This is a genomic window from Novosphingobium soli (assembly GCF_042432915.1).
Classification (GTDB): Bacteria; Pseudomonadota; Alphaproteobacteria; order Sphingomonadales; family Sphingomonadaceae; genus Novosphingobium; species Novosphingobium soli.
The window spans coordinates 394,573-417,059 of the sequence record NZ_JBHLWK010000006.1; the positions used below are offsets into that span (position 1 = coordinate 394,573).

Genomic DNA, 22,487 nt, shown 5'->3' on the forward strand with positions numbered 1-22,487 from the left:
GGTGGCGATGGACAAGCCTCGCGGTCGGCCGCTCAGTCGGACTTCGATCGGCTCAGCTCGGCCGCGGTCGGCGTCGCAGGCGACGCCGGCGTGGCAGCGGGCACCACGGGGGCGACCGGCGCCACCTTGTTCTGCGAGGCGAGCGAGGCCTGGACGATCTTGGTCGGGTTCTCGGGCGGCTCGCCGCGCTGGATCGTGTCCACGTAGTTCATGCCGGCGATCACGCGGCCGAAGACCGTGTACTTGCGATCGAGCGCGAAGCGGGGATAGAACACGATGAAGAACTGGCTGTTGGCGCTGTTCGGCTCGTTGGTGCGCGCCATCGACACCGTGCCGCGCAAGTGCGGCATGGCGTTGAACTCCGCCTCCAGGTCGGGAAGCTCGGAGCCGCCCTGCCCGGTTCCGGTCGGGTCCCCGGTCTGCGCCATGAACCCGTCGATCACGCGATGAAAGATGATGCCGTTGTAGAAGCCCTGCTGCGCCAGCGTCTTGATGCGCTCGACATGGTGGGGCGCCCACTGCGGCATCAGGCGGATGGCGACGCGGCCACCGTTGGAGAGGTCGAGCAGGAGGACGTTTTCGGGATCGTGGGTCACATCGGCGTCCACGACCGTCGGCAGCGCGGCGGGCGCGGGGGTCACCGGCTCCTTGTCCTTCGCTACGGCCTGGCTGGCCGCAAGCGCGGCGCCGATGAACAACGCGGTCAAGGGAAGGCGAAACTTCATCTGGTTCTCACTGGGCAATACGGCCGATCCGCAGGCGGACGCGATAGAGCGGCGCCGCTGTCGACACAATGAACGATTTCCTGCGCGTGCAGGACCTGCCGGCAAAATTCAGTAGTCCCCCATTAGCCCGTTCTGCGCGACCCGCTCGACGACATCGTCGCGGACCGCCGGGCTGACGAACCTGGCGATGTCGCCCCCGAACATCGCGATTTCCTTCACCAGCTTGGACGCGATCGGCTGCAGGCCCACGTCGGCCATCAGGAACACGGTCTCGATGGTGGCGTTGAGCTGCTGGTTCATGCCCGCCATCTGGTATTCGTACTCGAAATCGGCCACCGCCCGCAGCCCGCGCACGATCACGCTGGCGCCCTGCTTCTGCGCGAACTTCATCAGCAGCGCGTTGAAGCCCACCACCGAGACGTTGCCGATGCCCAGCGCCGCCGCCTCGCGCTCCACCATCGCGATGCGCTCCTCGGGTGTGAACAGCGGGTTCTTGGAGGGATTCGTCGTGACGCCGATGATGAGCCGGTCGACCAGCTTGGCGCCGCGCCGGATGATGTCCGCGTGACCCAGCGTGATCGGGTCGAACGTGCCCGGATAGACCCCGATGCGTTCCTGCCCGGCGGATGCCATCAGTGATCCCTCTCGATGATGTAGCGCGCGACGCTGCGCAGCAGGTCCGCCTCGCGCCCGTGCTGGACGAGATGCCCGACCGCCTGCTCGACCAGCATCCGGGCCTGTTCGCGCGCCCGCTCGGGGCCGAGCAGCGAGACGAAGGTCTCCTTGCCGGCGTCCGCGTCCTTCCCGACGGCCTTGCCGGCGATCGCGGCGTCGCCCTCGAAGTCGATGAGGTCGTCGGCAATCTGGAAGGCCAGGCCGATGTCACGGGCATAGCCGCGCAGATGCGTGCGGCCCTCGGGCGGGATGCGCCCCAGGATCGCGCCCATCTCCACCGCCGCGCCGAGCAGCGCGCCGGTCTTGAGCTGCTGCAGCCGCGTCACGGTGTTGAGGTCGAACTCGCTGCTCTCGGCGACGAGGTCCATCATCTGCCCGCCGGCCATCCCTTGCGCGCCGCTCGCGTGGCCGAGGGTCTGCACCAGTTCGATGCGGGTGAACGGATCGGCGCACGTCGCCGCATCGGCCAGCACCTCGAAGGCGAAGGCGTGGAGCGAATCGCCGGCGAGGACGGCCGTGGCCTCATCGAAAGCGATGTGCAGCGTGGGCTTGCCATGGCGCAGGGCGTCGTCGTCCATGCACGGCAGATCATCGTGGATCAGCGAATAGACGTGGATCGCCTCGATCGCGACGCCGGCGCGGATCGCGGCCTCGCGCTGGACGCCGTACATCTCCGCCACGGAGGCCAGCAGCAGCGGGCGCAGCCGCTTGCCCCCGCCGATCGCGGCATAGCGCATCGCTTCGACCAGCCGCGCCCGCGCGTCTGCCGGAACGGGCAGCAGGGCGTCGAAGGCGCTGTCGATCTCGACGGCGATGCGCGCGAGGCCCTCCGCCAGAACCGAGTCGGTCTCCCCCACCACCACGCGTCAGCGGTCCGGCGCGTCGAAGGGCTGTGTGCCGGCCGCAGTGCCGTCCGGCCCTTGCACGATCCGCTCGATCCGCGCCTGCGCCGCGTCGAGGCGCTTCTGGCAGTGCTGGCGCAGCCGCTCGCCCTCTTCGTAGAGCGATATGGAATCCTCTAGCGGGACATCGCCGCTCTCCAGCCGGCGCACGATGGTTTCCAGCGCGCGCAGGGCGTCTTCGAAGCTCAGTTTCTCGATGGTCTGGGTCTCGGGATCCATGCGGCAGCAATGGCGACCTCGCACAGGCCGGTCAAGGTCGAAGGCGAGCGGCCCACAGCGATCGCGCAGCGGCGACGCACGGGCTAGCGCCGGCGCATCGACGGAGCTAAGGCGCGTCGCATGACCGGAATCACCCCTGACGTCGTCGAGGCGCATGGCCTCAACCCCGAGGAATACGAGCGCGTCCTGAGCGCCCTGGGCCGCGAGCCGAACCTTGTCGAGCTGGGCATCTTCTCGGTGATGTGGTCCGAGCACTGCTCGTACAAGTCGAGCCGCTTCCACCTCAAGAAGCTGCCGACGGAGGCGCCTTGGGTGATCTGCGGCCCCGGCGAGAACGCCGGCGTGATCGACATCGGCCCGGGTCCGGACGGCCGCGGCCAGGCCGCCATCTTCAAGATGGAGAGCCACAACCACCCCAGCTACATCGAGCCCTATCAGGGCGCGGCGACGGGCGTGGGCGGCATCCTGCGCGACGTCTTCACCATGGGCGCGCGCCCGGTCGCCAACATGAACGCGCTGCGCTTCGGCCGGCCGGACCATCCCAAGATGAAGCACCTGGTCCAGGGCGTGGTCTCCGGGATCGGCGGCTATGGCAACTGCGTGGGCGTCCCCACCGTCGGCGGCGAGACCAACTTCCACAAGGCCTACGACGGCAACATCCTGGTCAACGCGATGACCGTGGGCGTCGCCGACACCGACAAGATCTTCTATTGCGCCGCCACCGGCCTGGGCAACCCGATCGTCTACGTCGGCTCCAAGACCGGCCGTGACGGCATCCATGGCGCCACCATGGCCTCTGCCGACTTCGACGAGCACTCGGACGAGAAGCGCCCGACCGTGCAGGTTGGCGACCCCTTCACCGAAAAGCTGCTGATCGAGGCCTGCCTCGAGCTGATGGCCACGGACGCCATCGTCGCGATCCAGGACATGGGCGCGGCCGGCCTCACCTCCTCTTCGGTGGAGATGGCCAGCAAGGGCGGCGCCGGCATCCGGCTCGACATGAACAAGGTGCCGTGCCGCGAGGAGGGCATGACCCCCTACGAGATGATGCTGAGCGAGAGCCAGGAGCGCATGCTCATGGTGCTCAAGCCCGGCAAGGAAGCCATGGCCGAGGCGATCTTCCGCAAGTGGGAGCTCGACTTCGCCGTGATCGGCGAAGTGACCGACACCGGGCACATGGTGCTGGAGTTCGACGGCGAGGTCGTCTGCGACATCCCGCTGGGCCCGCTTGCCGACGAGGCCCCCGAGTACCAGCGCCCCTACGTCACGCCCGAGGCGTACAAGGCCTGGGCCGCAGTCCCGGCGCTGGGCGACGTCGCCGAGAGCAACGACCTGGGCGCCGATCTCCTCACGCTGATGGGTTGCGCCGACCTCGCCTCGCGGCGGTGGATCTGGGAGCAGTACGACAGCCAGGTCGGCGCCGACACGATGCAGAAGTCCGGCGGCGACGCCGCGGTGGTGCGCGTCCACGGCACGCAGAAGGCGCTGGCGATCAGCACCGACTGCACTCCGCGCTACTGCTATGCGGACCCGTACGAGGGCGGCAAGCAGGCGGTGGCGGAGACCTACCGCAACATCAGCGCCGTCGGCGGGCTGCCGCTGGCGATCACCAACTGCCTCAACTTCGCCAACCCGCAGCGTCCCGAGATCATGGCGCAGATCGTCGGCTGCCTCACCGGCATGGGCGACGCCTGTCGCGCGCTCGACTACCCGATCGTGTCGGGCAACGTGTCGCTCTACAACGAATCGAAGGCGACCGGCGGCGGTTCGGCGATCCTGCCCACCCCGGCGATCGGCGGCGTGGGCTTGCTGGCGGACCACGAGAAGATGGCCACCATCGGCTTCAAGGCCGAGACCGACCGGATCTGGCTGATCGGGGGCAAGGGCACGCACCTGGGCCAGTCGCTGTGGCTGCGCGAGATCGCCGGGCAGGAGGCGGGCGATCCGCCGTCGGTCGACCTCAAGGCGGAAGTCGCCAACGGTGCGCTGGTGCGCCAGCTCATCGCCGAGGGCACCGTCAACGCCGTCCACGACATCAGCGACGGCGGCCTCCTGGTCGCCATCGCCGAGATGGCGCTGGCCGGGAATCGCGGCGCGCTGCTCGATCCGCTCGCGGGCGTCGCCGAGGCCTTCGGCGAGGACCAGGGCCGCTACCTCGTCACCGCCCCTGCGGGCGTCGAGGTCCCGGGCGCCGTGTGCATCGGCTCCGTGGGCGGCGGCGCGATCCAGGAAACGCGCGAGAACGGCCTGAGTGTCGACCTCGTCACGCTGCGCGAGACCAACGAAGCCTTCTTCAAGGACTGGATGGACGCGTGACCTCGACGTCGGGCGGCACCGCCGCCCTTCCGTTCATGCTGAGCCTGTCGAAGCCCGCGGGCCCCGCGCCTCGCCGCGGGGCCTTCGACAAGCTCAGGCTGAGCGGATCGAGGAGGTCCGGCTGGGCTGGAACGCTGCGGTAGAGTCCACCCACACGGCTCATGCTGCGCTAGGCTTCACCCATCCCGCTCATGCTGTGCTAGCCCCCCACACCGCTCATGCTGAGCTTGTCGAAGCATGCGGGCCTCGCGCCACGCCCCGGGGCCTTCGACAAGCTCAGGCTGAGCAGACCTGGAAGGTTCGGCTGGGCTGGGGCACGTGGACAAATTCAGACAGTCCGGTCACGCCCCGTTGCGGACATAGGCAAAATCCGCGACCGTTCGTGAAAGGGAGTAAAAATAGTGGGTTTCTTTGGGGTGCTGGTACATGGGGAAATTACCGCAGAGCGGCCAGAACAAAACGAAGAGATGCCTCAAGGATTCTACGTTTGGAAATATACATTTGCGCGAAATTGCCACATTGCGGTGGAAAAATCTTTCTTTCAGATAACAAAGGACTTTGAAAAGCGGCATAAATCTATGGCGATATCTAAATCCGAACTTTCTCTCGAATGCGATCAGATTTGCAAAGTATCGCTTTTCGCGCTTCTGAAAAGGCCGAAGGGATATGCTTTCTATATAGATTAATTCCCGGCCTTCCTTGTTTGGTTCGACTATAGAAGATAAGGTCGAAGGCAGTTATGTTCGCAACCCACCCGGTGCTGCCATTTAGCAGACGTCGAATTTGTGCACGCCGCCTGGGGGCCACCCACACCGCCCATGCTGTGCTAGGTTCCACCCACACCGCTCATGCTGAGCTTGTCGAAGCATGGGAACCGCGCGCCTCACCCCAAAGCCTTCGACAAGCTCAGGCTGAGCGGATCCGGGAGGTCCGGCGCAAGCGGTCCCCTCCCCGTGCCGGCGCGACAGGCAGGATCAGCCCGCCCCCGCGAGCCCATTCACCTCAGCGCCAGGACCCCGCGGTTGAACACCAAGACCAGCCCGAACAGCCGATAGTGCGGATGGCTGCTCTTCGACACCGGCCTCTCCCCACCGCGTCGTCCCGTGCTAGCGCACCCAGTCCTTCTCGGAGATTCCCAGCAGCCGCAGCACGCTGGTGAGGTCGCCCCGGTCGATCCAGCCGTTGGCCGCGGCGCGAGCCTTGGGCTTGGCGCGATAGGCGATGCCGTAGGTCGCCGCCTCCAGCATGGGGATGTCGTTGGCGCCGTCCCCGGTGGCGAGCGTGGTGACGCCGTCTCCCCACTGCTCCTTCGCCGCCTCGATCTCCGCCAGCAGCGTGGCCTTCTTCACGGCCGAATCGACGATGCCGCCGACCAGCCCGCCGGTCAGCTTGCCACCCGCCACTTCCAGGCGGTTGCCCACCACGTGTTCGAAGCCCAGCTGCTCGGCCACCGGGTCGGCGAACTGATGGAAGCCGCCGGTGACCAGCACGGTGCGGCAGCCCAGCGCCCTGAGCGTCTCCACCAGCACCTTGGCGCCGGGCATCGGCTGGATACGCGTGGCCAGGCACTGCTCTATGGAATCGGTGCCCAGGCCCTGCAGCAGGCCGACGCGCTCGCGCAGCGCCTGCTCGAAGTCGAGCTCGCCCTGCATCGCCCGCTCGGTGATCGCCGCGATGCGGTCCTTGAGCCCGGCGAAGTCACCCAGCTCGTCGATGCATTCCTGCCCGATCATGGTCGAATCCATGTCGGAGATGAAGACGCGGGGCACGATCGGCTCGTCGGCGGTGACGAGACCGTCGGTGGGCGCGAAATGCGCATCGAGCGCCTGGCGCAGCGCCGCCGCGTCGTCGTCGGGGGAGGCCATCTGCATGGTCTGTCCGCAGAAATCGAGCATCGCCGCGGAGGCGATCCGCACCCCTGCCCGCTCCATCTCGGCCTTGGCGGCCTCGAGTCTTGCCGAAAGGTGGTCCGGTTCTGCTATCAGCCGGGCAATGAGCACTGCGAATTCCCTTGATGCGCCATACGATGTCGCCGCCGGAGACCGGCCGCCGCTGGCGCTCATCGCAGGGCCCACCGCCAGCGGCAAGAGCGATTGTGCCGTGGCGCTGGCCCAGGAACTCGAGCGGCGCGGACGGCGCGCGGTGGTGGTCAACGCGGACAGCTCGCAGGTCTATGCCGACCTTTCCATCCTCAGCGCGCGCCCGGACGCGGACGACATGGGCGGCATCGAGCATCGGCTGTTCGGCGCCTGGGACGGTGCGCAGGGCTGCTCGGCCGCCGACTGGGCGCGCGCCGCGCGCGAGACCCTGGCCGAGATCCACGGCGATGGCGCGGTGCCGATCCTGGTGGGTGGCACCGGGCTCTACATCCGCACGCTGATCGAGGGAATCGCCCCGATCCCGCCGATCGCGCCGTCCGTCCGCGAAGCGGTGCGCGCGCTGCCGGTGGAGGAGGCCTATGCCGCGCTCCTTCGCGAGGATCCCGAGCGTGCGGCACGGCTGGGCGCCACCGACGTAACGCGCGTCGCCCGGGCGCTGGAGGTGGTCCGCTCGACCGGGCACGGCCTCGCCCACTGGCAGGCGCGCACAAGCGGGGGCATCGCCGGCACCGTCGCGCTGCACCCGCTCATCCTGCTGCCCGAGCGCCAGGCGCTCTACGCCCGCTGCGACCTGCGCTTCGAGGGCATGATCGCGCGCGGCGCCCTCGGCGAGGTGGAAGCGCTGCTGGCGCGGGGGCTGGACCCCGACCTCCCGGTGATGCGGGCGATCGGCGTACCCGAGCTGGCGAAGGTCGTCTCGGGCGAGTGGACGCTCGAAACCGCCGTCTCGCGGGGGGCGCAGGCCACGCGCAACTACGCCAAGCGGCAGTTCACGTGGCTGCGGCACCAGCCCCCCGCCGATTGGCCGCGCATGGAATTGCAAAATTTCAATGGCAGGCTTCTTAGAGATATTTTATTGCGTTTTCTGGGTTGACCTGACATTTCCACCTGCCTAGAGGCCGTGTCCACCTGCTGGCCGGAAGTCAGGCAGGGAGGAGAGGACGACCCGGTGCGGCCCAGCCGTCGTGCCGGGTCGGATTCATCAGGGAAGCAGCCGGATCACCGGCCTCCTGCAACGGATTTGAGAAGGAACGTGTTGTGAGTGAAGAGCGCAGCGGCGCGAGCATCCTGGTCGAGAGTCTGGTCCAGCAGGGGGTCGAATTCGTATTCGGCTATCCCGGCGGCGCCGTGCTTCCGATCTACGATGCCCTCTTCGGCGACGAGCGACTCCGCCACATCCTCGTCCGTCACGAGGCCGGCGCCGCGCACGCGGCGGAAGGCTACGCGCGCTCGACCGGCAAGCCGGGGGTCGTGCTGGTCACCTCGGGCCCCGGCGCGACGAACGCGATCACCGGCATTGCCGACGCCTTCCTCGATTCGATCCCGCTGGTGGTCATCACCGGCCAGGTCCCGACGGCGCTGATCGGGTCGGACGCGTTCCAGGAAGCCGACACCGTCGGCATCTCGCGCCACTGCACCAAGCACAACTACCTCGTGAAGGACCCGGCCGACCTCGCCGCGATCATCGACGAGGCGTTCCAGATCGCCACCACCGGCCGCCCCGGCCCGGTGCTGATCGACATCCCCAAGGACGTCCAGATCGCGATGGCGACCTGGCACGACGGCCCGGTCCAGCGCCACCAGCGCTACAACCCGCGCACCGAGGGCGCCGCCGACGAGATCGCGCGTGCGGTCGCGATGCTGGCCGCCGCCCAGGCGCCGGTGTTCTACACCGGCGGCGGTGTCATCAACTCCGGCCCGCGCGCCACGGCGCTGCTGCGCGAGCTGCAGGCGAAGACCGGCGCGCCGGTCACCTCGACGCTGATGGGTCTGGGCGCGTTCCCCGCCGACCATGCCGACTGGCTCGGCATGCTGGGCATGCACGGCACCTACGAAGCCAACATGGCGATGAACCAGGCGGACCTGATCGTCTGCATCGGCGCCCGCTTCGACGACCGCGTCACCGGCCGACTGGACGCCTTCGCGCCCCATTCCGAGAAGATCCACATCGACATCGACCGCGCCTCGATCAACAAGACGGTCCAGGTCGACCTGCCGATCATCGGCGACTGCGCCACCGTGCTCGACCAGATCCTGGCCGAGTGGGGGGATCGTAAGGGCCAGGACCTGGCCGCGTGGAAGGCCCGCGTCGAAGGCTGGCGCGGGCGCAAGAGCCTCGCCTACCCCGCGAACGCGCAGGCGATCATGCCGCAGCTCGCGATCGAGCGGCTCTACGAGCTGACGAAGCACCGCGATCCGGTGATCTCCACCGAGGTCGGCCAGCACCAGATGTGGGCGGCGCAGTACTTCCCGTTCTTCAGCCCGAACAAGTGGCTGACCTCGGGGGGCCTGGGCACCATGGGGTACGGCCTGCCCGCGGCGATCGGCGCGCAGTGCGGCAACCCGGACAGCCTGGTCATCGACATCGCCGGCGACGCCTCGATCCAGATGAACATCCAGGAACTGGGCACCGCCACGCAGTACCGCCTGCCGGTCAAGGTCTTCATCCTCAACAACGAGTGGATGGGCATGGTCCGCCAGTGGCAGGAGCTGACCTACGAGAGCCGCTACTCCAACTCCTACTCGGACAGCCTCCCCGACTTCGTGAAGCTGGCCGAGGCCTATGGCTGGAAGGGCATCCGCATCGAGAACGAGAGCGAGCTCGACGCCGGCATCCAGGCGATGATCGACCACCCCGGCCCGGTGATCGTCGACTGCCTGGTCCACAAGGAGAGCAACTGTTTCCCGATGATCCCCTCGGGCGCGGCGCACACCGACATGATCCTCTACGGCGACAGCGTGGCGGGCACCATGGACGACGAAGCCAAGGCGCTGGTCTGAGGACGAGAGAACCCATGATGCACATCCAGCATGAAGCCGAGGAACGACACGTCCTCACCGTAACGGTCGACAACGAGGCGGGCATCCTCGCCAAGATCGCCGGCCTGTTCACCGCCCGCGGCTACAACATCGACAGCCTGACCGTGGCCGACATCACCGACAACCACGCGGTGAGCCGGATCACCATCGTCACGCACGGGCCGCGCAGCCAGATCGACCAGATCCACGCCCAGCTCGAGCGGCTGGTGCCGGTCCACAAGGTCGTGGACCTCACCGAGGTCGGCCCGCACGTGGCGCGCGAGCTGGCGCTGGTGAAGGTCGCCGGCGTGGGCGACCGCCGCGTCGAGGCCCTGCGCATCGCCGAGGTGTTCCGCGCGCGCCCGGTGGACACCACGACGGGCAGCTTCATCTTCGAGCTGACCGGGGCGCCGGACAAGATCGACAGCTTCGTGGCGCTGATGCGCGACCTCGGCCTCGTCGAGGTCGGCCGCACCGGCATCGTCGCGATGGCGCGCGGGGCGGCCGAAGCCTGAATTCCAGAACATCGAGCATACCAGCACCACCCGTCATCCCCGCCGAAGCGGGGACCCATCTCCAGCGGGAGGTCCCAGATCAACGGTCAGGAGATGGGTTCCCGCGCCTGCGGGAATGACGAAGAAAAGGACGGAAAAATGAAGGTCTACTACGACGCCGATTGCGACATCAACCTGATCACGGACAAGAAGATCGCCGTGCTCGGCTATGGCAGCCAGGGCCATGCCCATGCGCAGAACCTGCGCGATTCGGGCGTCAAGGACGTCGCCATTGCGCTGCGCGCCGGTTCGGCCACCGCGAAGAAGGCCGAAGCCGCCGGCTTCAAGGTCCTTTCGAACGCCGAGGCCGCCCAGTGGGCCGACGTGCTCATGATCCTGGCGCCCGACGAGCACCAGGCCGCGATCTACGCCGCCGACCTGCACGACAACCTCAAGCCCGGTGCCGCGCTCGCCTTCGCGCACGGCCTCAACGTCCACTTCGGCCTGATCGAGCCGCGCGCCGACATCGACGTCATCATGATCGCCCCCAAGGGCCCGGGCCATACCGTCCGCTCCGAATACCAGCGCGGCGGCGGCGTCCCCTGCCTCGTCGCGATCCACCAGGACACCACGGGCAACGCGCACGACATCGCCCTCGCCTACGCCTCGGGCGTCGGCGGCGGCCGCTCGGGCATCATCGAGACCAACTTCCGCGAGGAATGCGAGACCGACCTGTTCGGCGAGCAGGCGGTCCTGTGCGGCGGCGCCACCGCGCTGGTCCAGGCAGGCTTCGAGACGCTGGTGGAAGCCGGCTACGCCCCCGAGATGGCCTACTTCGAGTGCCTCCACGAGCTGAAGCTGATCGTCGACCTGATGTACGAGGGCGGCATCGCCAACATGCGCTACTCGATCTCGAACACCGCCGAGTACGGCGACATCACGATCGGCCCGCGCATCATCACCGACGAGACCAAGAAGGAGATGAAGCGCGTGCTGGAGGACATCCAGTCCGGCCGCTTCGTCAAGGCCTTCGTCATGGACAACCGCGCCGGCCAGCCCGAGCTCAAGGCCGCCCGCAAGGCCGCCCTGCGCCACCCGATCGAGGAGACCGGTGCCAAGCTGCGCGCCATGATGCCCTGGATCGGCGCCAACGCGCTGGTGGACAAGACCAAGAACTGAGGTTCGACCCGATCCTTGCGGCGGGCGGGTGGTCGCAAGACCACCCGCCCGTTTTGGTGTGCGGGGCTGGCGCGAGGCCCGCATGCTTCGACAAGCTCAGCATGAGCGGTGTGAGGAGAGGCGGGCACTTCCCGCCTTCCAACCGCACCTTCCCGGCCCGCTCTACCTCGGCGGGGTGGGATGGGCGGACAGTCACTGCCCTCAGCCGCACCTCCCCAGCCCGCTCTGCCTGGCGGAGTCGAATTGGCGGCTACTTCCCGCCTCAAGGCAGACCTCCCCAACCCGCTCAGCCTGAGCTTGTCGAAGGCCCTGGGGCGGGGCGCGAGGCCCGCATGCTTCGACAAGCTCAGCATGAGCGGGGTGGGATTGGCGGGCACCTCCCGCTGCAAGCCAGACCTCCTCGCTCCGCTCGGCCCGAGCCTGTCGAAGGCCCTGCGCCGTCTACTGCGAGCCGTCCGAAAGCCCGGAGCGCCCCCCGCTACCGTCGCCGACGCGTCGGGGCGTGGAAATCGGGCGGTTTGCCCGAGACCCAGCGCACGAAGCGGGCGATCTCCTCCACCGCCAGCAGGGCCGATGCTTCCGGCTTCATACGGGCCAGCTGCGCGTTGCTGAGGGTGACGTGGATGGTGCGGTGGCAGATCGGGTGGAGCGGAACCGTCTCGCGCCCACCGCGGCTCTTGGGCACGGGATGGTGCCACTCGACCTTGCGCCCGAGGGGGCGGGCGCAGAGCCAGCACTCGCGTTCGTCACCTGCCACTGCGGGTCTCCTTCTGCCGCGCCATTAGGGAGTTATCAAAGTTTCAACCTTAATGAGCGGCTTCAAACAGATAGGGTCGCAGTCCTCGCAAGGCGAGGCTTGAGGTTGACGGGTTGATGACGGCATTCGGTCGACGTAACAGTGTGGGCGGACTGGGCCAGGGTGCCCGGCCGGCTTTCGGTGTGGCCAAGCCGCTGAAGGGCGGCGGCGACAAGGTCGGTACGGCGCCGTTGCCGGGCGGGGACCAGTTCCCGCCGCTGCCGGGCGAGCTCGCCGCCCCGTCGCGCGACGATGCCCTGTCGCGCCTGGCCGACCGCGCCAACGCCGTCCACGAGCCGTCCGAGCAGAACGGCTTCGAGGCCTCGATCCACAAGATCAAGGAGCAGGTCCTGCCCCGCCTGCTGGAGCGCGTCGATCCCGAGGCGGCGGCCACGCTCACCAAGGACGAGCTCTCCGAGGAATTCCGCCCGATCATCATGGAGGTGCTGGCCGAGCTCAAGATCACCTTCAACCGGCGCGAGCAGTTCGCGCTGGAGAAGGTGCTGATCGACGAGCTCCTGGGCTTCGGTCCGCTGGAGGAGCTGCTGAACGACCCCGACGTCTCCGACATCATGGTCAACGGCCCCAACCAGACCTACATCGAGAAGAAGGGCAAGCTCCAGCTTGCGTCGACCAAGTTCCGCGACGAGCAGCACCTGTTCCAGATCGCGCAGCGCATCGTCAACCAGGTCGGCCGCCGTGTCGACCAGACGACGCCGCTGGCCGACGCCCGCCTCAAGGACGGCAGCCGCGTCAACGTCATCGTGCCCCCGCTCTCGCTGCGGGGCACGGCGATCTCGATCCGCAAGTTTTCCGAGAAGCCGATCACCATCGACATGCTCCGCGACTTCGGCTCGATGAGCGACAAGATGGCCACGGCGCTCAAGATCGCCGGCGCCTGCCGCATGAACATCGTCATCTCGGGCGGCACCGGCTCGGGCAAGACGACGATGCTCAACGCCCTCTCGAAGATGATCGACCCGGGCGAGCGCGTGCTGACGATCGAGGACGCGGCCGAGCTGCGCCTGCAGCAGCCGCACTGGCTGCCGCTGGAAACGCGCCCCCCGAACCTGGAGGGCCAGGGCGCCATCACCATCGGCGACCTCGTCAAGAACGCGCTGCGCATGCGCCCCGACCGCATCATCCTGGGCGAGATCCGCGGCGCCGAATGCTTCGACCTGCTCGCCGCCATGAACACCGGCCACGACGGCTCGATGTGCACGCTCCACGCCAACTCGCCACGCGAGTGCCTGGGGCGCATGGAGAACATGATCCTGATGGGCGACATCAAGATCCCCAAGGAAGCCATCAGCCGCCAGATCGCGGAGAGCGTCGACCTGATCGTGCAGGTCAAGCGCCTGCGCGACGGCTCGCGCCGCACCACCAACATCACCGAAGTGATCGGCATGGAGGGTGACGTCATCGTCACCCAGGAGCTGTTCAAGTTCGAGTACCTGGACGAGAGCGAGGATGGGCGCATCCTCGGCGAGTTCCGGTCCTCGGGCCTGCGTCCCTACACGCTGGAGAAGGCCCGGCAGTTCGGCTTCGACCAGGCGTACCTCGAAGCCTGCCTCTGAGCGCCGGCCGCGGCCGGCGCGCGCTGGCGGTGCCCGGGCGCCGCACGCGACGCCCGGATCCTGCGCCTCAGTCCGCCTGCTTCTCGAAGGCGGCGGTGATCGACAGCTCCGTCTCGTCGCTGACCATCGGCACGTACTTGGTCACGCCGAACTCGGAGCGCCTGATGACGCCTTCGGCATTGAAGCCCAGCGTGTAGGCCTTGTTCATCGGGTTGACCGCCGCGGCCTTGAAATGGGCCTTGAGCGTCACCGGCCGGGTGACGCCGTGCAGGGTCAGGTCGCCGGCGATGTCGGCGGTGTCGGCGCCGGTCTTCACCACCTTGGTCGAGACGAAGCGCATCGTCGGGTAGCGGGCGGCGTCGAACCAGTCCGCGCTCACCAGTTCGCCGTCGAGCGTGGCGTTGGTGGTGGACACGCGCGCCACCGGGACGGAGACGTCCACCTTGGCCGCGGCGAGGTTGCGCGGATCGATCGCAAGCGTGCCGGTGGCGCCGGGGAAGGTGCCGAAGAAGTCGCTGATGCCCAGGTGGTCGACGGTGAAGCGCACCAGCGTGTGCGCGCTGTCGAGGGCATAGGTGCCGGGCTGGAGCGGCGCGGCCCCAGCCTGCGCCTGCTGCGCAACGAACGGCGCGGACGCGGCGAGAGCGGCGGCCACCAGGGCCGAGGCGAAGATGCGTTTTATGGGAGTTCTCCTGGGATGGGGAAGCGGGGGCGATTGCCGCAGCCTCGTCCCATCCCGGCGCGCAGGTGCCCAGCCGGATAAATTCGATGCGCTTGTTCAACTATTTGGAACGAGTCCGCCTCACCCGCCCAACCAGGCCCTGCCCGCAAGGCCCAGCAGCAGGACCGCCGCCATGAGCGACCAGAAGAAGATCGCGGTCCAGGGCATGAAGCCGACGCGGTCGAGGTCGCGGCGGCGGTGGCGGCGGCGGTCCGCGAACCAGGCCAGGGCGGCCAGCAGGGCGGCGGCGGTTCCGCAGATGGTCATCACGCGAAGAGAATCGTCCATGCCCCGCCTTGCCCTCGCGCGGCGCGGAGTTAAAGCGGCTCTCCGTGACCTCCCCCCGCCCCCCGCAGCCCGAGCGCCCGATGCTCGCCATCGCCCTGCGCCTCGGGGCGATGGCGATGCTCTCGACGATGTTCATGCTGGTGAAGGTGGCGAGCGAGTCGGGCGTGTCGCTGCCCGAGCTGGTGTTCTGGCGCCAGGCGATGAGCGTGCCGCTGATCCTCGCCGCGCTGGGCGCCACCGGGCGGCTCGGGCTGCTGCGGACCGGGCGCATGGGCAGCCACGCCTTGCGCGCGACGACGGGGACCGCGGGGCTGTGCTGCAATATCGGCGGCGCCGCGCTGCTGCCGCTGCCGGTGGCGACGACGCTGGGCTTCACGACGCCGCTGTTCGCGGTGCTCATCACCGCGCTCGCCCTGCGCGAGAGGGTCGGACCCTGGCGCTGGACCGCGGTGATCCTCGGCTTCGTGGGCGTCCTCGTCATCGCGCAGCCGGGCGGCGCGCCGGTGCCGCCGCTCGGCCTTGCGGCCGGCCTGGGCGCAGGGCTGATCGTGGCCGTCGTCAGCTTCCAGATCCGCGACCTCTCGCGCACCGAGCCGCCGATCGCCTGCGTGTTCTGGTTCGCCTTCTACGGCTCGCTGTTCGCCGCCGCCGCCCTGCCCGCCTATGCGACGGCCCACACCGCGCGCGAGTGGCTGCTGCTGGTGGCGATCGGGCTGGCCGGCACCCTGGCGCAGTTCCTCATCACCTCGGCCCTGCGCTTCGGCCAGGTGGCGACGGTGGTGGTGATGGACTACTCGGCGCTGGTCTGGGCGACGCTCTACGGCTGGCTCCTCTGGGGCCAGCTCCCGGCGGCCGCGACCTGGCTCGGCGCCCCGCTGATCGTCGCCGCGGGGCTCATCATCACTTCGCGCGAGCATTTCCTGGCACGCCGGATCTCCCCCACTTCGGCGATCGACGAAGGCGCGACCGAGGAAGCCGACGGCGAGGGAACCTGACCTCCCGCAAGGTGTTCAGACCGATGCGTGGGCCGGGCTGCCGGACTCGCTCGGAAAAAGGAACGCTACCATGGTCAAGAAGCTGGTTCTCGCCCTCGTCGCGGGCGGCATCGTTTTCTCCGCCTCCGCCTGCAACACCGTCAAGGGTGCCGGACGCGACGTGCAGTCGGTCGGCCAGGCGGGCCAAGACGCGATCAACTGATGCCGCGCGCAGGCGGGCCCGCGCCAGCAGGGCTCGCCTGCCGAGGCCGCCGTCTCAGGCGTCGAACATGTGCGCGGCGACCATCGCCCGCGCGCGCTGCCACAGTACGACCCGGCTGAGCACCACCATCCCCAGCATGAGGCCGAGCGTGGCATCCATCACCAGCAGCCCGCTGGCGGCCGGGTGCGGGCCCTGTACGGCCATCTCCGGCAGGAACAGCCGCCGCGCCGCGAAGATCGCCAGGATGAACAGCAGCGCCAGCGGCGACTGGCGGATCATCACCCTGGCCTCGTTCCCCGCACCCTCCACGTGCAGCCGCATCAGCCGCGAGCGCTGGATGCCGAGCCCGGCGCCGAGCGCGAACCCGGCGGCCAGCGCCAGCCACCCGAAGCCGCTGGGCGGCAGGCCGTAGAGCGCGAGGCACACCGCCGCGGTCACCAGCAGCGGCGCGATCCACAGCAGGGGGAGACGCAAGGGGCGGGCCTTTTCCATCCGGAAATAGCGCCAGGCCATGATCGCGGCGAACACCGCGAACGGCAGATAGGCCCCCAGGCCGCGCCCCCCCTCTCCCATGGTCCTCAGCTTCCTCCGATCTCGCTGAGCGAGGGCGTCCCTGCGACGCCGGGCTCGCCCTGCCACACCAGCACAGGCTTCCTTGCCGCGAGCGTTTCGTCAAGCCGCCGGCGCGGCGCGAAGTGCGGCGCGGAGTGCAGGCTCTCGTCGCCGGCCTTCGCGCGCTCCGCCAGGCTGCGCAGCGAAGCGATGAAGCGGTCGAGTCCCGCCTTGCTCTCGGTCTCGGTCGGCTCCACCAGCATCGCGCCCTTGACCACCAGCGGGAAGTAGACGGTCATCGGGTGGAAGCCCTCGTCGATCAGGCCCTTGGCGATGTCGAGCGTGGAGAAGCCCTCCGCCAGCCCCGCATCGCTGAACAGCGCCTCGTGCATGCACGGGCCGCTGGCGGCGAACGGCGCCGGTAGCAGGTCCTCGCATGCACGCAGCACGTAGTTGGCGTTGAGCACCGCGTCCTCGGCGACCTGGCGCAGGCCGTCGGCGCCGTGGCTGAGGATGTAGGTGAGCGCGCGGGTGAACATGCCCATCTGCCCGTGGAACGCCACCATGCGCCCGAACGCCTGGTCGTGGCCCTCGCCCGCGTTCTCCTCCTCGACCAGGTGGATGGAGCCGTCTGCACCGCGCGTCACGAAGGGCAGCGGCGCGAAAGGAGCCAGCGCTTCGGAGAGCACCACCGGCCCCGCACCCGGGCCGCCGCCGCCGTGCGGAGTGGAGAAGGTCTTGTGCAGGTTGATGTGCATGGCATCGACGCCGAGGTCGCCGGGGCGCACCTTGCCGACGATGGCGTTGAAGTTCGCGCCGTCGCAGTAGACGTAGCCGCCCGCGGCGTGGACTGCGTCGGCGATCGCCCGCATGTCGGGCTCGAACAGGCCGCAGGTGTTGGGATTGGTAATCATCACCCCCGCGACCTTGGGCCCGAGCTTGGCCTTGAGGGCTTCGAGGTCGACCCGGCCCGCGGCAGTGGCCGGGATCGATTCCACCTTGAAGCCGGCGAAGGCCGCCGTCGCCGGGTTGGTGCCGTGGGCGCTCTCGGGCACCAGCACCACGTCGCGCGCCTCGCCGCGCGCGTCGAGCGCGGCGCGGATGCACAGCAGGCCGCACAGCTCGCCATGGGCGCCGGCCTTGGGGCTCATCGCCACCGAGGCCATGCCGGTCAGCGTGATGAGCCAGTCGGCCAGCTGCTCGATCACTTCGAGGGCGCCCTGCACGGTCGCCTGCGGCTGCAGCGGGTGGACGTCGGCGAAGCCGGGCAGGCGCGCCATCTTCTCATTCAGCCGCGGATTGTGCTTCATCGTGCACGAACCCAGCGGGAACGGCCCGAGGTCGATGGCATAGTTCTGGCGCGACAGGCGCGTGTAGTGGCGCACGGTCTCGGGCTCGGTCAGGCCCGGCAGGCCCGGAGCGGACTGGCGCAGGAACCGGCCCAGAGCCTCCGAGGGTGCCCGGTCGGCGGGGTCGAGATCGACGCCGCACTTGTCGGCCGCGCCCAGCTCGAAGCTGAGAGCCTCTTCCAGCATCAGCCCGTAATCACCGCTGGATGTTTGGTTTTTCATCTCTCCGGCCTCACCCATGGAGGGGCGCCAGCCGGCTGCATTGGGGGCGTTCATGCCGGTTCTCCTGCAAGCACGGCTTCCAGGGCCGTGGCGAAAGCCTCGATGTCTTCGGCCGTGGTGGTCTCGGTTGCGGCGACCAGCAGCGCTCGGCCCAGGCCCTCCGCGGTGGGGAACAGGCGGCCGAGCGAGACGCCGCCCAGCACCTGCCGGTCGGCCAGGGCGCGCACCACCTCGCGCGCGTCGCGCGGGAGGATCAGCGTCGCCTCGTTGAAGTAGGCGGCATTGAGCAGCGACACCCCCGGAATCCGGGCGAGGCGCTCGAAGGTCGCCTGCGCACGGGCATGGTTGACCGCCGCCATCCGGGCCAGCCCCTCGCCGCCGAGCAGCGTCAGGTGAATGCTGAAGGCAAGCGCACAAAGCCCTGAATTGGTGCAGATATTGCTCGTCGCTTTCTCGCGGCGGATGTGCTGCTCGCGCGTCGAGAGCGTCAGCACGAACCCGCGCTTGCCCGCGGCGTCGACGGTCTGGCCACAGAGGCGGCCGGGCATCTGGCGCACGAACTTCTCGCGGCAGCCGAACAGCCCCAGGTACGGACCGCCGAACTGCAGGCCGACGCCGAGCGACTGCCCCTCGCCCACCACGATGTCGGCGCCCAGCAGGCCGGGTGCCTCGATCAGGCCGAGCGCGACCGGCTCGGTCACCACCGCCACCAGCAGTGCGCCGCGGGCATGCGCCACGTCCGCGATGGCGGCCAGGTCGGGGATGCGGCCGAGGACGTCGGGGTACTGGACCACCACGCAGGAGGTCGCCTCGTCGATCCCGGCGATGAGGGCGGCATCGTCGGGCTCCGCGGTCAGTTCGGGGGACAGCGAGACGATGTCGTCACGCGTGAACTTCGCCATCGTGCGCACCACTTCGCCATAGTGGGGGTGCAGGCCGCCCGAAAGCAGCGCCCGCCCCTTGCGGGTGATGCGCGCGGCCATCAGGATCGCTTCCCAGCACGCCGTCGAGCCGTCGTACATCGAGGCATTGGCGATGTCGGTCCCGAACAGCCGCGCCACCTGCGTCTGGAACTCGAACAGGACCTGCAGCGTGCCCTGCGCGATCTCGGGCTGGTAGGGCGTGTAGGCGGTCAGGAACTCGCCGCGCTGGATCAGGTGGTCGACGCTAGCGGGCACGTGGTGCCGATAGGCGCCCGCGCCCAGGAAGAACGGCACCGAGCCGGCGCTCACGTTCTTCGCCGCAAGCGCGCTCATGTGGCGCTCGACGGCCATCTCGCTGGCGTGAGGAGGCAACCCTTCGATGGCCCCGGACAGGCGTGCCTCGGCAGGGACGTCGATGAAGAGGTCGTCGACGCTGGCAGCGCCGATCGTCTCCAGCATGGAGGCGCGGTCCGCCGGGGTCAGGGGAAGGTAGCGCATGAGGCGGGTTCCTTAGGTATCTTGGGCTTGGATCTCCCCTCCACCACCCGCTGTGCGGGCGATCCCCCTCCCCATTCCTGCGGAACGGGGAGGATGAGGGGCGTCAGAGGCTATCGATGCAGCTCTTGGGGACGAGCGACGGCATGCGGTTTGACGAAGCGGTTTGCTGCCCCTCCACCACCCGCTAAGCGGGCGGTCCCCCTCCCCATTCCTGCGGAATAGGGAGGATACGCAAGCGCTCGCACTTGCTCCTCCCCGTCGCAAAGCGATGGGGAGTTGGCGCCGACGCAGTCGGTGACGGAGGGGTCTGGATCCCTCTCCCCGTTCCGGGACGGGGGAGACACGGGCGTCACAGGCTCTCGACGTAGCTCTTGTAGGCCGCCTCATCCATCAGCGACCCGAGCTCGGCACTGTCGGAAAGCGTCACGCGGAACAGCCATCCGCCCGCTTCCGCTTCGGTGTTCACCAGCTCGGGCGCATCCGCGAGCGCGGCGTTCACTTCGGCGATGGTTCCCGAGACGGGCGTGTAGACGTCCGAGGCGGCCTTGACCGAATCGACGACCGAGACGGAGTCGCCCTTGGCCACGCTGGCGCCTTCGGAGGGGAGATCGACGAAGGTGATGTCGCCGAGCTGGCCCTGTGCGTAGTCGGTGATCCCGACGGTTCCGAGGTCGCCCTCGACTTCGATCCACTCGTGGTCTTCGGAGAAATAGCGGGTCATGTGGAGATCCTCAGCGGTGGTAACGATGGGAAACGAAGGGCATCGGCACGACCATGGCGTCGAGCAGCTTGCCCCGCATCGCGATGGTGAGCGGCGTGCCCTCGGCGGCCTTCGCGGAATCGACGTAGGCCATCGCGATCGGCTTCTGCAAAGAAGGTGAGAAGCCGCCGGAAGTGACGATGCCAACTTCCTGACCATTCACGACAACCTGCGCGCCCTCGCGCGCCGCCATGCGACCGTCGAGGACCAGGCCGACGCGGCGGCGGGCCGGGCCTTGCGACAGCAGCGGCAGCACCGTGTCGGCGCCCATGAAGCCGCCTTCGGCACGGCGGCGCTTGGAGATCGCGAAGCCGAGCTCGGCGCTCGCCGGATCGGTTTCGGGCGAGAGGTCGTGGCCGTAGAGCGGAAGCCCCGCTTCCAGCCGCAGCGAATCCCGCGCGCCCAGGCCGATCGGCTTCACCGCGTCCTGTGCCGCCAGCGCCTCGGCCAGTGCGGCGATGTCCTCGCCGCGCACCGAGATCTCGAAGCCGTCCTCGCCGGTGTAGCCGGAGCGGCTGACGCCCAGCGGGCGCCCATCCCAGAAGAACGGCGCGGCCTGCATGAACTTGAGGTCGTCCAGCCGCGGCATGCCGGGGAATGCCGGCTCCAGGCCCAGGCGGCCCAGCGCCTCGGCGGCCTTGGGGCCCTGCAGGGCGAGCAGCCCGTGCTCGTCGAGGTGGTTGAGCGTGATCTCGTCGGGCAGGTGCTCGCGCAAGTGGGCGATGTCGTCCCACTTGGTGGCGCCGTTGACGACGAGGTAGTATTCGCCGCCGCGGTTGGTGACCATCAGGTCGTCGAGGATGCCGCCGTTCTCGTCGAGCAGCAGCGAGTAGCGCTGCCGTCCCGGCTTCAGCGCGGAGATGTCGCCCGGCAGCAGCGCTTCCAGCGCCGCCGCGGCGCCTTCGCCGCTGACTTCGAGCTGGCCCATGTGGCTGACGTCGAACAGGCCCGCGTTCTCGCGCGTCCACAGGTGCTCGGCCATGATGCCCTCGTACTGCACGGGCATCATGTAGCCGGCGAACTCGACCATGCGGGCGCCCCGTTCGCGATGCCAGGCATCGAGCGGCAGGGTCAGCGGGGCAAGGTCCTCCGCGCCGTCTTCATCTTCGGTAACAGGATATTCGCTCAAGGCACGACTCCGCGACAGGCATGGACCACCATCAGGTGCCCCCTCTGTCACGGAAGCCTGAGAGCTTCCCCGGCGTCATCCTCGATGGGACGGACCGGGTTACACCGTCGGCGGCCACGCACAGGTCCTGCGCGGGGCACTTTCCAGAGGCTCGCTGTCGACGCTGCGCGGTCCTTTTGCCTGAGAGATTCCGGGGCGGTTGCTCCTTCGGCGCCCGACCGACGAATCGGCCAGGTCTCTCCCGCGCGTGTCAGCGAGTGCCCTCAGCCTTGGTGGAGCGTTCCGCGCAAGTCAACGGGCGTGGCATGCAAGCGGCGGCACCGGCCACAGCTTTCTGGACGCTGATGGGCCGCTAATGCGGCGCTAATGCCACCTTATTTCCTGCATGCGCGCTGCGACCAGGCGCGCAGCGCATCGTGTTCGTGGACAAAGCGCCCCGGCGCCTCCTGTCCCGCCAGCGCCAGAGCCGCCCGCGCCACCGCCGCCGCCGGGATCGAGCGGAACCGCCGCAATCGGCCATGGAGCACCAGCCGATCGACCAGCGGCGCCATCACCTGCCCTGCCCGTTCCAGCGGCCGCGGTTCGGTCCTGCGCCCTCGCAGCAGGCTCGGCCTCAGCACGTCGAAGCGGCGGAATCCCAGGCGTTCCACCGCCGCTTCCGCCTCACCCTTGACCCGCAGGTAGAAGTTTCCGCTGCCCCGCTCCGCCCCGACGGAGGAGACCAGGGCCATGCGCTCGACGCCCGCTGCCCGCGCGCCCTCGGCCACGAACCGAACCAGGTCGTAGTCGATCGCGCGGAACTGCTCGCGGCTTCCTGCCGCCTTGATGGTGGTGCCCAGCGCGCAGACCAGCACGTCGGCCCGCGCGGCCCTGACCAGCGCCGGCCAGTCGATCGGCTCCCCCACCAGCATCTCCATCCGCGCTCCAGGCGGCAGCACGGCCTCTCGCCGGCCCACGCCGATCACGCGCACATCCGTGCGCCCCACCGCCTCTGCCATGACGGACGAGCCGACCAGCCCGGTCGCCCCGACCAGGCAGATCCGAATACCCCCCTGCTCCACCGTCAG

At 68.8% G+C, this 22,487-nt stretch carries 22 protein-coding genes and 2 riboswitches; of the genes, 8 read left to right on the forward strand and 14 right to left on the reverse strand.

Features of this window, described 5'->3' with window-relative positions; all coding sequences use genetic code 11:
- Positions 1–32: 32 nt before the first annotated feature.
- The 4 genes from ACFFJC_RS03825 to ACFFJC_RS03840 form a co-directional block, all read right to left on the reverse strand.
- Positions 33–725 carry a peptidylprolyl isomerase gene (locus tag ACFFJC_RS03825; protein WP_379486154.1) on the reverse strand — a complete coding sequence of 231 codons (693 nt, stop codon included), beginning with the start codon at positions 723–725 and terminating at the stop codon, positions 33–35.
- Positions 726–833: 108 nt separating this feature from the next.
- Positions 834–1,358, reverse strand: coding sequence for a pantetheine-phosphate adenylyltransferase (coaD, locus tag ACFFJC_RS03830; protein WP_379486155.1), 525 nt, complete (start codon positions 1,356–1,358; stop codon positions 834–836).
- The gene (locus tag ACFFJC_RS03835; RefSeq protein ID WP_379486156.1) at positions 1,358–2,263 is read right to left on the reverse strand and encodes a polyprenyl synthetase family protein; all 906 of its coding nucleotides are present in this window, start codon (positions 2,261–2,263) and stop codon (positions 1,358–1,360) included. The genes coaD and ACFFJC_RS03835 overlap by 1 nt, the downstream gene beginning before the upstream one ends.
- Before the next feature lie 3 nt (positions 2,264–2,266).
- The gene (locus ACFFJC_RS03840) at positions 2,267–2,521 is read right to left on the reverse strand and encodes an exodeoxyribonuclease VII small subunit (RefSeq protein WP_379486157.1); all 255 of its coding nucleotides are present in this window, start codon (positions 2,519–2,521) and stop codon (positions 2,267–2,269) included.
- A 120-nt stretch (positions 2,522–2,641) separates the two neighbouring features.
- On the opposite strand from ACFFJC_RS03840, the gene purL reads away from it, so the two are divergent.
- Positions 2,642–4,837 carry a phosphoribosylformylglycinamidine synthase subunit PurL gene (purL, locus tag ACFFJC_RS03845; protein WP_379486158.1) on the forward strand — a complete coding sequence of 732 codons (2,196 nt, stop codon included), beginning with the start codon at positions 2,642–2,644 and terminating at the stop codon, positions 4,835–4,837.
- Between the two features lie 1,106 nt (positions 4,838–5,943).
- Here the strand turns inward: purL and serB are convergent.
- A complete protein-coding gene (serB, locus tag ACFFJC_RS03850) occupies positions 5,944–6,837 on the reverse strand; it encodes a phosphoserine phosphatase SerB (RefSeq protein ID WP_379486159.1) in 894 nt (297 codons plus the stop codon).
- Here serB and miaA point away from each other — a divergent pair.
- From miaA to ilvC, 4 genes are all read left to right on the forward strand, one after another.
- Positions 6,830–7,810 carry a tRNA (adenosine(37)-N6)-dimethylallyltransferase MiaA gene (miaA, locus tag ACFFJC_RS03855; protein WP_379486160.1) on the forward strand — a complete coding sequence of 327 codons (981 nt, stop codon included), beginning with the start codon at positions 6,830–6,832 and terminating at the stop codon, positions 7,808–7,810. The two genes, serB and miaA, sit on opposite strands and share 8 nt — an antisense overlap.
- Before the next feature lie 164 nt (positions 7,811–7,974).
- Positions 7,975–9,717, forward strand: coding sequence for a biosynthetic-type acetolactate synthase large subunit (gene ilvB, locus ACFFJC_RS03860; protein WP_379486161.1), 1,743 nt, complete (start codon positions 7,975–7,977; stop codon positions 9,715–9,717).
- Between the two features lie 14 nt (positions 9,718–9,731).
- Positions 9,732–10,250 (forward strand): acetolactate synthase small subunit, encoded by a 519-nt coding sequence (ilvN, locus tag ACFFJC_RS03865; RefSeq protein WP_379486162.1) that lies wholly within the window; start codon positions 9,732–9,734, stop codon positions 10,248–10,250.
- A gap of 138 nt (positions 10,251–10,388) precedes the next feature.
- The gene (gene ilvC, locus ACFFJC_RS03870; protein ID WP_379486163.1) at positions 10,389–11,408 is read left to right on the forward strand and encodes a ketol-acid reductoisomerase; all 1,020 of its coding nucleotides are present in this window, start codon (positions 10,389–10,391) and stop codon (positions 11,406–11,408) included.
- A 478-nt stretch (positions 11,409–11,886) separates the two neighbouring features.
- On the opposite strand, the gene ACFFJC_RS03875 is transcribed toward ilvC, so the two are convergent.
- Positions 11,887–12,165 (reverse strand): HNH endonuclease, encoded by a 279-nt coding sequence (locus ACFFJC_RS03875; protein ID WP_379486164.1) that lies wholly within the window; start codon positions 12,163–12,165, stop codon positions 11,887–11,889.
- Positions 12,166–12,281: 116 nt separating this feature from the next.
- Between ACFFJC_RS03875 and ACFFJC_RS03880 the strand changes: the two genes are divergently transcribed.
- Entirely contained in the window at positions 12,282–13,781 is a 1,500-nt protein-coding gene (locus ACFFJC_RS03880) for a TadA family conjugal transfer-associated ATPase (protein ID WP_379486165.1), read from the forward strand.
- 67 nt (positions 13,782–13,848) lie between these two features.
- Here the strand turns inward: ACFFJC_RS03880 and ACFFJC_RS03885 are convergent, their stop codons facing one another.
- Positions 13,849–14,463: a YceI family protein gene (locus ACFFJC_RS03885; protein WP_379486197.1), complete on the reverse strand. Its 615-nt coding sequence runs from the start codon at positions 14,461–14,463 to the stop codon at positions 13,849–13,851.
- A 120-nt stretch (positions 14,464–14,583) separates the two neighbouring features.
- Entirely contained in the window at positions 14,584–14,790 is a 207-nt protein-coding gene (locus ACFFJC_RS03890; protein ID WP_379486166.1) for a hypothetical protein, read from the reverse strand.
- A gap of 44 nt (positions 14,791–14,834) precedes the next feature.
- On the opposite strand from ACFFJC_RS03890, the gene ACFFJC_RS03895 reads away from it, so the two are divergent.
- Positions 14,835–15,785 carry a DMT family transporter gene (locus ACFFJC_RS03895; RefSeq protein ID WP_379486167.1) on the forward strand — a complete coding sequence of 317 codons (951 nt, stop codon included), beginning with the start codon at positions 14,835–14,837 and terminating at the stop codon, positions 15,783–15,785.
- Positions 15,786–15,855: 70 nt separating this feature from the next.
- On the forward strand, positions 15,856–15,987 hold the full coding sequence (locus tag ACFFJC_RS03900; RefSeq protein WP_379486168.1) for an entericidin A/B family lipoprotein: 132 nt from the start codon (positions 15,856–15,858) through the stop codon (positions 15,985–15,987).
- A gap of 54 nt (positions 15,988–16,041) precedes the next feature.
- On the opposite strand, the gene ACFFJC_RS03905 is transcribed toward ACFFJC_RS03900, so the two are convergent.
- The 6 genes from ACFFJC_RS03905 to ACFFJC_RS03930 form a co-directional block, all read right to left on the reverse strand.
- On the reverse strand, positions 16,042–16,560 hold the full coding sequence (locus ACFFJC_RS03905; RefSeq protein ID WP_379486169.1) for a CcdC protein domain-containing protein: 519 nt from the start codon (positions 16,558–16,560) through the stop codon (positions 16,042–16,044).
- 5 nt (positions 16,561–16,565) lie between these two features.
- Positions 16,566–18,164, reverse strand: coding sequence for an aminomethyl-transferring glycine dehydrogenase subunit GcvPB (gcvPB, locus tag ACFFJC_RS03910; RefSeq protein ID WP_379486170.1), 1,599 nt, complete (start codon positions 18,162–18,164; stop codon positions 16,566–16,568).
- Positions 18,161–19,531 carry an aminomethyl-transferring glycine dehydrogenase subunit GcvPA gene (gene gcvPA / locus ACFFJC_RS03915; protein ID WP_379486171.1) on the reverse strand — a complete coding sequence of 457 codons (1,371 nt, stop codon included), beginning with the start codon at positions 19,529–19,531 and terminating at the stop codon, positions 18,161–18,163. Before gcvPA ends, gcvPB begins: the two co-directional genes overlap by 4 nt.
- A 349-nt stretch (positions 19,532–19,880) precedes the next feature.
- Entirely contained in the window at positions 19,881–20,252 is a 372-nt protein-coding gene (gene gcvH / locus ACFFJC_RS03920; protein ID WP_379486172.1) for a glycine cleavage system protein GcvH, read from the reverse strand.
- A gap of 10 nt (positions 20,253–20,262) precedes the next feature.
- Positions 20,263–21,420: a glycine cleavage system aminomethyltransferase GcvT gene (gcvT, locus tag ACFFJC_RS03925; protein WP_379486173.1), complete on the reverse strand. Its 1,158-nt coding sequence runs from the start codon at positions 21,418–21,420 to the stop codon at positions 20,263–20,265.
- 34 nt (positions 21,421–21,454) lie between these two features.
- Positions 21,455–21,577, reverse strand: a riboswitch (glycine riboswitch).
- A 1-nt stretch (position 21,578) separates the two neighbouring features.
- Positions 21,579–21,674: riboswitch (glycine riboswitch) on the reverse strand.
- A gap of 120 nt (positions 21,675–21,794) precedes the next feature.
- Positions 21,795–22,481, reverse strand: coding sequence for an NAD(P)H-binding protein (locus ACFFJC_RS03930; RefSeq protein ID WP_379486174.1), 687 nt, complete (start codon positions 22,479–22,481; stop codon positions 21,795–21,797).
- Positions 22,482–22,487 lie beyond the last annotated feature (6 nt).

Excerpts from the sequence above, each read along its gene's own strand:
- gcvH (WP_379486172.1), bottom strand. The coding sequence starts at position 20,252 with ATGACCCGCTATTTCTCCGAAGACCACGAGTGGATCGAAGTCGAGGGC.
- miaA (WP_379486160.1), top strand. The coding sequence starts at position 6,830 with ATGAGCACTGCGAATTCCCTTGATGCGCCATACGATGTCGCCGCCGGA.
- ACFFJC_RS03890 (WP_379486166.1), bottom strand. The coding sequence starts at position 14,790 with ATGGACGATTCTCTTCGCGTGATGACCATCTGCGGAACCGCCGCCGCC.
- ACFFJC_RS03900 (WP_379486168.1), top strand. The coding sequence starts at position 15,856 with ATGGTCAAGAAGCTGGTTCTCGCCCTCGTCGCGGGCGGCATCGTTTTC.
- ACFFJC_RS03825 (WP_379486154.1), bottom strand. The coding sequence starts at position 725 with ATGAAGTTTCGCCTTCCCTTGACCGCGTTGTTCATCGGCGCCGCGCTT.
- gcvPA (WP_379486171.1), bottom strand. The coding sequence starts at position 19,531 with ATGCGCTACCTTCCCCTGACCCCGGCGGACCGCGCCTCCATGCTGGAG.
- ilvC (WP_379486163.1), top strand. The coding sequence starts at position 10,389 with ATGAAGGTCTACTACGACGCCGATTGCGACATCAACCTGATCACGGAC.
- ACFFJC_RS03880 (WP_379486165.1), top strand. The coding sequence starts at position 12,282 with ATGACGGCATTCGGTCGACGTAACAGTGTGGGCGGACTGGGCCAGGGT.
- gcvPB (WP_379486170.1), bottom strand. The coding sequence starts at position 18,164 with ATGAACGCCCCCAATGCAGCCGGCTGGCGCCCCTCCATGGGTGAGGCC.
- coaD (WP_379486155.1), bottom strand. The coding sequence starts at position 1,358 with ATGGCATCCGCCGGGCAGGAACGCATCGGGGTCTATCCGGGCACGTTC.
- purL (WP_379486158.1), top strand. The coding sequence starts at position 2,642 with ATGACCGGAATCACCCCTGACGTCGTCGAGGCGCATGGCCTCAACCCC.
- ACFFJC_RS03905 (WP_379486169.1), bottom strand. The coding sequence starts at position 16,560 with ATGGGAGAGGGGGGGCGCGGCCTGGGGGCCTATCTGCCGTTCGCGGTG.
- ilvN (WP_379486162.1), top strand. The coding sequence starts at position 9,732 with ATGATGCACATCCAGCATGAAGCCGAGGAACGACACGTCCTCACCGTA.
- ACFFJC_RS03840 (WP_379486157.1), bottom strand. The coding sequence starts at position 2,521 with ATGGATCCCGAGACCCAGACCATCGAGAAACTGAGCTTCGAAGACGCC.